This window comes from Pseudonocardia sp. SID8383 (assembly GCF_009864975.1).
Taxonomy (GTDB): Bacteria; Actinomycetota; Actinomycetes; order Mycobacteriales; family Pseudonocardiaceae; genus Pseudonocardia; species Pseudonocardia alni.
The window spans coordinates 1-6,424 of sequence record NZ_WWFY01000079.1; the positions used below are offsets into that span (position 1 = coordinate 1).

The window sequence follows — 6,424 nt, forward strand, 5'->3', positions numbered from 1 at the left end:
CCGCCCCCGTCGGCCCCGTGGGTCCCGTCCCCGGCATCGGCCCGGCCTCAGTCGTCCTCGGCCGCGAAGGCCAGCACCGCGGCCGGTGCGAGGTAGCCGTCGGCGTCGAGCACCCGGCCCCGGTCCCGGGCACCGGCCACGACCTCGCGCGCCCACTCGTGCCGGACCCGGCCGTCGCCACCGGTGACGACCAGCAGCTCACCGGTGCCGGGGGTGGCGGTCCGGCCGCCGTCGGCGTCGAGCGCCGTCATCGACCGCCAGGCACCGGGCGGCACCGACAGGGTGTCCCGCGGGCCGAGCTCGACGGTGCGCGCGTCCTCGCCGGTGTTGAGGGTGACCGCCCAGTGGCCGGCCTTCACCGTCAGCACCTGGGTCGCGTCGTGCCGGTGGGTGAGCACGCCGTCCCCGGGCAGGGCACGCAGCCACGCCAGCGCGAACCCGTGCGGGTCGAGCAGCCGCGGTGCCGCGGCCCGGCTCTCCGCGGTGCCCCAGCCGATGACCGGGGCGAGCTCGGCGCCACCGCCGGGCAGCCGCGAGCACAAATAGGGCTCGGCCACCCACGGCCGGTCGGCGACGTGCACGACCCGGCTGCGGAACTGCTCGGGGGTGTAGACGTCGAGCCGGTCGATCTCGGCCTGCTCCATCGGCCGGATCAGCGCGACGTCGTCGGGCAGCGGGTCCCCGGCGACGGTGTCGATGAGCCGGTTGTCCGCCGTGAGGTGCAGGCCGTGACCGGCCGCCTCGGTCAGGACCGTGGGGCCCCAGATGATGCCGCCGGTGTCGTCGCGACCCAGGACCGTGAGCAGGATGCCGTCGTCGTCGCCGACGTTGGTGAAGCCGCGGAAGATCCACGGCGGGACGGAGACGACGTCGCCGTCGACGCTGCGGTAGCCGCCCTGGGTGCCGTCGGGTCCCCACCGCAGCTGGTAGTCGCCGTCGAAGTTGATGAAGACCTCGGCGGTGAAGTGCAGGTGCAGGCTGTTCGTGGTGCCGTGCGGCATACCCGCCGCACCGAGGTTGAAGCCGTGCGGCTCGCGGAGGTTGACGTGCTGGGACGCGTTCTGCGTGACCCCGGGGCCGATGAAGGAGTAGTTGTCCTTCCGGTCCGAGCCGGGGGTGCGGCAGTCGATGAACGCGGCCTTGCACGGGACCCAGTCCGCGTGCCGGACGGTGCGGCGGGCGAGCTCGTCCGCGCTGACCACCGTGTCGTGCATGTCGGTGCTCCGGTCAGTAGATGTTGGTGTCGGTGAACGCCTCGGTCCGGCCGGCGTCGATCTGCGCACGCAGCGCGATCTCGTCGAACACCCGGACCTCCTTGACGATGCGGCCGTCCTGGACCAGGAACTGCGAGACGCCGAGCAGCTCCACCTCGCCCCCGGTGAGCGGACCGAACGCCGGTGTCCCGCGGTAGGTCCCGCGCATCACCCAGGTCACCGCGATCCGCAGGCCGGCGTAGCGCTCGGCGTGGTTCGTCTGGACGTCGCGGACCTCGAACCGGGCGTCGGGGAACGGTGCGACGAGCGCGAGCAGGTCGCGCTGGTAGCCGTCCGGACGCACGACGGTCTGGTCCCCGACGGTGTGCAGGAACAGGTCACGGTGCATGTAGTCGGTGACCTTCTGGTAGCGCCGGGAGTTCCAGACCTCGTCGAGGAACTCCAGCACCATCTCGCACTCGGGCCGGAAGTCGTCCGGCCGCGGCCCGCTGTCGCCGACGGCGAGCACGTCCTTCGGCGGCTCCTCGGTCATCGAGCCCTGGTAGCCGCGGAAACGCTGCCCCCGGGCCGCCTCGGCCGGGTCGATGCCCCGCTGCAGGCACTCGGCGAGCTCGTCGCGGACCACCCACTCCTCGACCATGCGGCCGCGGCGGTAGAGGCAGTTGGCGATGGTGCGCTTGCGGATCCGCTTCACGACGCCGTCGACGAGGATCTCGTCGGCCGAGAAGACCAGGTGCGAGCTCAGGAACGCGTCGTCGCCGCGGGCCTCCCAGACCACGTCCTCGGCCTGACCGACGTGCTGCGGGGTGCCCGCGATGCGCATCAGGCTGCCCTCGATCACCCCGTCGCGGCCGATCACGGTGCCGAGCCCGCCGTGGACGATCGAGTCCGGCTCGTAGTTGTCGACGATGTAGGACACGTCCCGCTGGACCCAGATCCGGTCGGTCACCTCGCGGATGAAGTCGTCCGGGTCGTTGTAGGGCTCGTACGCGACCGGGTCGAGCGTCATGGTGGTCCTTCCTCGTCGATTCCGTGCACCTCGCACTGTATGCGTATGCACAACCGACGGGCAAGGGTCCCGCGGGGATTTCCGGCGACGGGAGCGGCTACGCCCGGGGCGCGGCCACGGTGGCACGGGCGACGTAGTGCGTCGGATACACGACGTGCCGCGGCGCGGCCCCGGGGTCGGTCAGCCGGGCGACGACCAGCCGCGCGGACTCCCGGGCGACCTCGTCGAGGTCGTAGGCGACGGTGCTGAGCCGGACCAGGGCCCAGCGTGAGGTGGGCAGGTCGTCGAAGCCGACCACTGAGGTGTGACCGGGCACCGGGACGCCGGCCTCGGCGGCCGCGTCGAGCGCCCCGAGCGCGACGACGTCGTTGCCGCACAGCAGCAGGGTCGGACCACCGGCCCGCTCGTGCAGCGTACGGAACCCCTCGCGACCGGTCGCGAAGTCGAACGGACCGTGCAGGACGTCGCGCTGGGCGAGCGCCAGCCCGTGCTCGTCGAGCACCGTGCGGACGACCTGCTCGCGCAGCTCACCGGTACTGGTGTTGCGCGGCCCGAAGATGGCCCCGATCCGGGTGTGCCCCAGGCGGACGGCCTCCGCGACCACCTCGCGCACGCCCTGCTCGGGGTCGACGGTCACCGCATCGGCGGCCACGCTGGGCGCGGTCCGGTTCAGGTAGACGAACGGCACGCCGCGGTCGCGCAGCCGGGCGGGCTGGATGGAGTCCACCGTCGTCGTCGAGAGCACCACCCCGGCCAGGCCGTGCGCGGCGACCCGCTCGGGCAGCGGCGCGGTCCCGGCCGACTCGGTGATCAGCACGAGCTCGTGGCCGAGGGCCTCCAGCTCGTGGTGCAGCGGGCCGATCATGTTCGCGTAGAACTGGTTCTCCAGGTCGGCGACGACCAGCCCGATCCGGTTCGAGCGGCCCACCGACAGCGCGCGCCCGATCGCGTTGGTCGAGTAGCCCAGCGCCAGGGCCGCCTCACGGACCCTGCGTTTGGTCGCCTCGGAGACCCGGGGGTGATCGGTGAGCGCGCGCGACACCGTCGGCTGCGAGACCCCGGCGAGCCTCGCCACGTCGCGACTGGTGACCATGTCCGCCCTTCCCCCGACCGTGCGTCGAGCCTAGTGCGCCCCGGGACACACCCTTGACAGCGGCGCGTCACCGCCGTTCACTGCGGAGCCGTAGCGCATACGTATGTTATGCCAGGGAGGACGGAATGTCGCAGGAACTGAAGAGCGCGACGGGGTCGGCCCCGCGCCGCAGCGACGAGGGCGTCGCCGCACGGGTGCGGGCGATCGTGGACGGCGTGCGGACGCGCGGCGACGCGGCGGTGCGGGAGTACGCGGACCGGTTCGACGGCCGCGCGCCGGAGCGCCTGACCCCCGCGCGGGTCGACGAGCTGGTCGCGTCGCTGCCGCAGCAGGTCGTCGACGACATCCGGTTCGTGCAGGACCAGGTCCGGAACTTCGCGCGGGTCCAGCGGGAGTCCCTGCACGACGTCGAGGTCGAGACGCTGCCCGGGGTGGTCCTCGGGCACCGGCACGTGCCGGTCGGCTCGGCGGGCGCGTACGTACCCGGCGGGCGGTACCCGCTGACCGCCTCGGCGCACATGACGATCGTGACCGCGAAGGCCGCGGGGGTGCCGCACGTGGTCGCGGCCACGCCTCCGATCCGCGGCGAGGTCCCGGCGGCGACGGTGGCGGCGATGCACCTGGCCGGCGCCGACGAGATCCACGTCCTCGGCGGGGTCCAGGCCGTCGCGGCGATGGCGCTGGGCACCGGGTCGGTCTCCCCGGTCGACATGCTGGCCGGTCCGGGCAACGCCTATGTCGCGGAGGCGAAGCGGCAGCTCTTCGGCGAGGTCGGCATCGACCTGTTCGCCGGCCCCACCGAGATCCTCGTCGTCGCCGACGGGACCGCGGACCCGCTGACCGTCGCCGTCGACCTGCTGTCACAGGCCGAGCACGGCCCGGACTCCCCCGCCGTGCTCGTCACGACCTCCGAGACGCTGGGCCGGGCCGTGCTCGACCTGGTCGGGCGGCTGCTGCCGGGCCTGCCCACGAACGACCTGGCCGGGCCCGCGTGGCACGACCACGGCCGGATCGTCGTGTGCGACGACGCCGACGAGATGTGGCGGGTCGCCGACGACCTCGCCGCCGAGCACGTCCAGGTCCTCACCGCCGAGCCCCGCGACGCCCTGGAGCGGATGCGCAACTACGGTGCGCTGTTCCTCGGCGAGAACACCTGCGTGTCCTACGGAGACAAGGTGATCGGGACGAACCACGTGCTCCCGACGCTCGGTGCCGCGCGCTACACGGGCGGGCTGTGGGTCGGGAAGTACCTCAAGACCTGCACCTACCAGGAGGTCCGCGACCCCGCGACGAGCGCCGAGCTCGGCCGGGTGTGCGGGCGCGCGTCGCGGGTGGAGCTGTTCGAGGGGCACGCCCGCTCCGGGGACCTGCGGGCCTGGCGGCACGGTGGGGACCGCATCGACTGGCTGGACGAGATCGCGCCGCTCGGGAGCCCGGCACCGGTGGCCGGGTCGTGAGCACGCCGGTCACGGGACGCACCGCGCTGGTGACCGGCGGCGGCAGCGGGCTGGGTGCGGCGATCGCGTCGCACCTGGCCCGTGCCGGGGCGCGGGTCGTGCTGGCCGGGCGGCGTGCCGACGCCCTCACCGCGACCGCGGCCCGGATCGGGCCCGCCGCCCGGGCCGAGGTGTGCGACGTCGCCGACCCGGACTCCGTCGCGGACCTGGCGGTCCGGCTCGCCGACGAGGAGGTCTCGATCGTCGTCAACAACGCCGGGATCGCCGGTCCGGTGGCCCCGCTGGTCGAGGTGAGCCCGCAGGAGTGGGACGAGGTGTTCGCGGTCAACGTGCGCGGCACCTACCTGGTGTGCCGGGCGTTCCTGCCGCCGATGCTCGACCGCGGGGACGGCGACGTGGTCAACGTGGCCTCGGTGTCGGGGAAGCGGCCGCTGGCCCGGCGCACGCCCTACTGCGCGTCGAAGACCGCGGTGCTCGGCCTGACCTCGACGCTCGCGTTCGAGGCGGGCCCGGCCGGGGTGCGGGTCAACGCGCTGTCCCCCGGCCCCGTCGAGGGCGACCGGATGGACCGGAACTTCGCGCTGGAGGCGCAGCGGACCGGCACCGACGTCGCCGCGGCGCGTGCGGCGTTCGTCGGGCGGGCCGCGCTCGGCCGGATGATCACCGCCGACGAGGTGGGCGCGGCGGTCGTCGCGATGCTCGCCATGCCGGGGCTGTCCGGCGCCGACGTCGACCTGTCCGCCGGGATGATCGCGTGAGGGCGCGGGTCGCCGCCGGGGAGCGGCTCGCCGGGGCGCTGGTGCGGATGCCCTGCGAGGAGATCGTGGAGATGCTCGCCGTCGCCGGTCTGGACTTCGTACTGATCGACTGCGAGCACGGGCCGGCCGACGTGTCGATGCTGCGCGCCCACATCGCGTTCGCCGACGCGCACGGCCTGCCGGTGCTCGTCCGCCCCGGGGAGGACGAACACCACCTCGCCCAGCGGGCGCTCGACCAGGGCGCCCGCGGGATCGTCGCCCCGCACGTGGAGGACGCCGCACAGGCCACGGCACTGGTGCGGGCGCTGCGCTACCCCCCACACGGCACACGGGGGTTCGCGACCTACCCGCGGGCGGGGAGGTTCGGCAGCGTCACCGCCGAGGAGCATCGCGCGGCGGCCGAGGACGTGCTGGTCGTGGCGATGCTGGAGTCGCCCGGCGCCCTCGCGCGCGCCGGGGAGATCGTCGGCGTGGACGGTATCGACGGCTGGCTCGTCGGTGTCGCGGACCTGGGTGCGTCCCGCACGGGCACCGACCCGTCCGTCGCCGGGATGCTGGAGTCGGTGCGCGCCGACCCGGCGGTCCGGGACGCCGTACGGGCCGACCTGGCGGGTTCGGCGGACGCGGCCGCGGCGTCGTTCGCGGGTGGCGCGCAGCTGGTGGTCTACAACCTGGCCGCGGTCATGATGGCGTCGTTCCGGGAGCTGGCCGCGGCGACGGGGTGAGCGCCGCCGCCGGAACCGGCGGCTCCGACCGTGATCACCACGAGCGAGGGTGCCGGTGCCACGAACGGCACCGGCACCCTCGCTCGTGTCGATCGTGCGCCCGGCCCGATCGGCGCCGGGCCCGGCGCCGGGCGCGGGCGGCCCGACCGCGCGACGCCCCGAAGCCGG

The 6,424-nt window shown here is 74.3% G+C and carries 6 protein-coding genes; 3 read left to right on the forward strand and 3 right to left on the reverse strand.

What is annotated here, in order from left to right:
• Nucleotides 1-47: 47 nt before the first annotated feature.
• The 3 genes from GTW08_RS01950 to GTW08_RS01960 form a co-directional block, all read right to left on the reverse strand.
• On the reverse strand, nucleotides 48-1,214 hold the full coding sequence (locus tag GTW08_RS01950; RefSeq protein WP_073577021.1) for a hypothetical protein: 1,167 nt from the start codon (nucleotides 1,212-1,214) through the stop codon (nucleotides 48-50).
• Nucleotides 1,215-1,227: 13 nt separating this feature from the next.
• Nucleotides 1,228-2,223 (reverse strand): ester cyclase, encoded by a 996-nt coding sequence (locus tag GTW08_RS01955; RefSeq protein WP_073577022.1) that lies wholly within the window; start codon nucleotides 2,221-2,223, stop codon nucleotides 1,228-1,230.
• Between the two features lie 97 nt (nucleotides 2,224-2,320).
• Nucleotides 2,321-3,316, reverse strand: coding sequence for a LacI family DNA-binding transcriptional regulator (locus GTW08_RS01960; RefSeq protein ID WP_073577023.1), 996 nt, complete (start codon nucleotides 3,314-3,316; stop codon nucleotides 2,321-2,323).
• A gap of 125 nt (nucleotides 3,317-3,441) precedes the next feature.
• Between GTW08_RS01960 and hisD the strand changes: the two genes are divergently transcribed.
• Genes hisD through GTW08_RS01975 form a run of 3 tightly spaced genes read left to right on the forward strand, consistent with a single transcriptional unit; the run spans nucleotide 3,442 to nucleotide 6,256 of the window.
• Entirely contained in the window at nucleotides 3,442-4,773 is a 1,332-nt protein-coding gene (gene hisD, locus GTW08_RS01965) for a histidinol dehydrogenase (protein WP_073577024.1), read from the forward strand.
• A complete protein-coding gene (locus GTW08_RS01970; RefSeq protein ID WP_073577025.1) occupies nucleotides 4,770-5,531 on the forward strand; it encodes an SDR family NAD(P)-dependent oxidoreductase in 762 nt (253 codons plus the stop codon). The genes hisD and GTW08_RS01970 overlap by 4 nt, the downstream gene beginning before the upstream one ends.
• Complete coding sequence (locus GTW08_RS01975; RefSeq protein WP_073577026.1) at nucleotides 5,528-6,256, forward strand: HpcH/HpaI aldolase family protein; 729 nt, start codon at nucleotides 5,528-5,530, stop codon at nucleotides 6,254-6,256. The genes GTW08_RS01970 and GTW08_RS01975 overlap by 4 nt, the downstream gene beginning before the upstream one ends.
• Nucleotides 6,257-6,424: the final 168 nt, after the last annotated feature.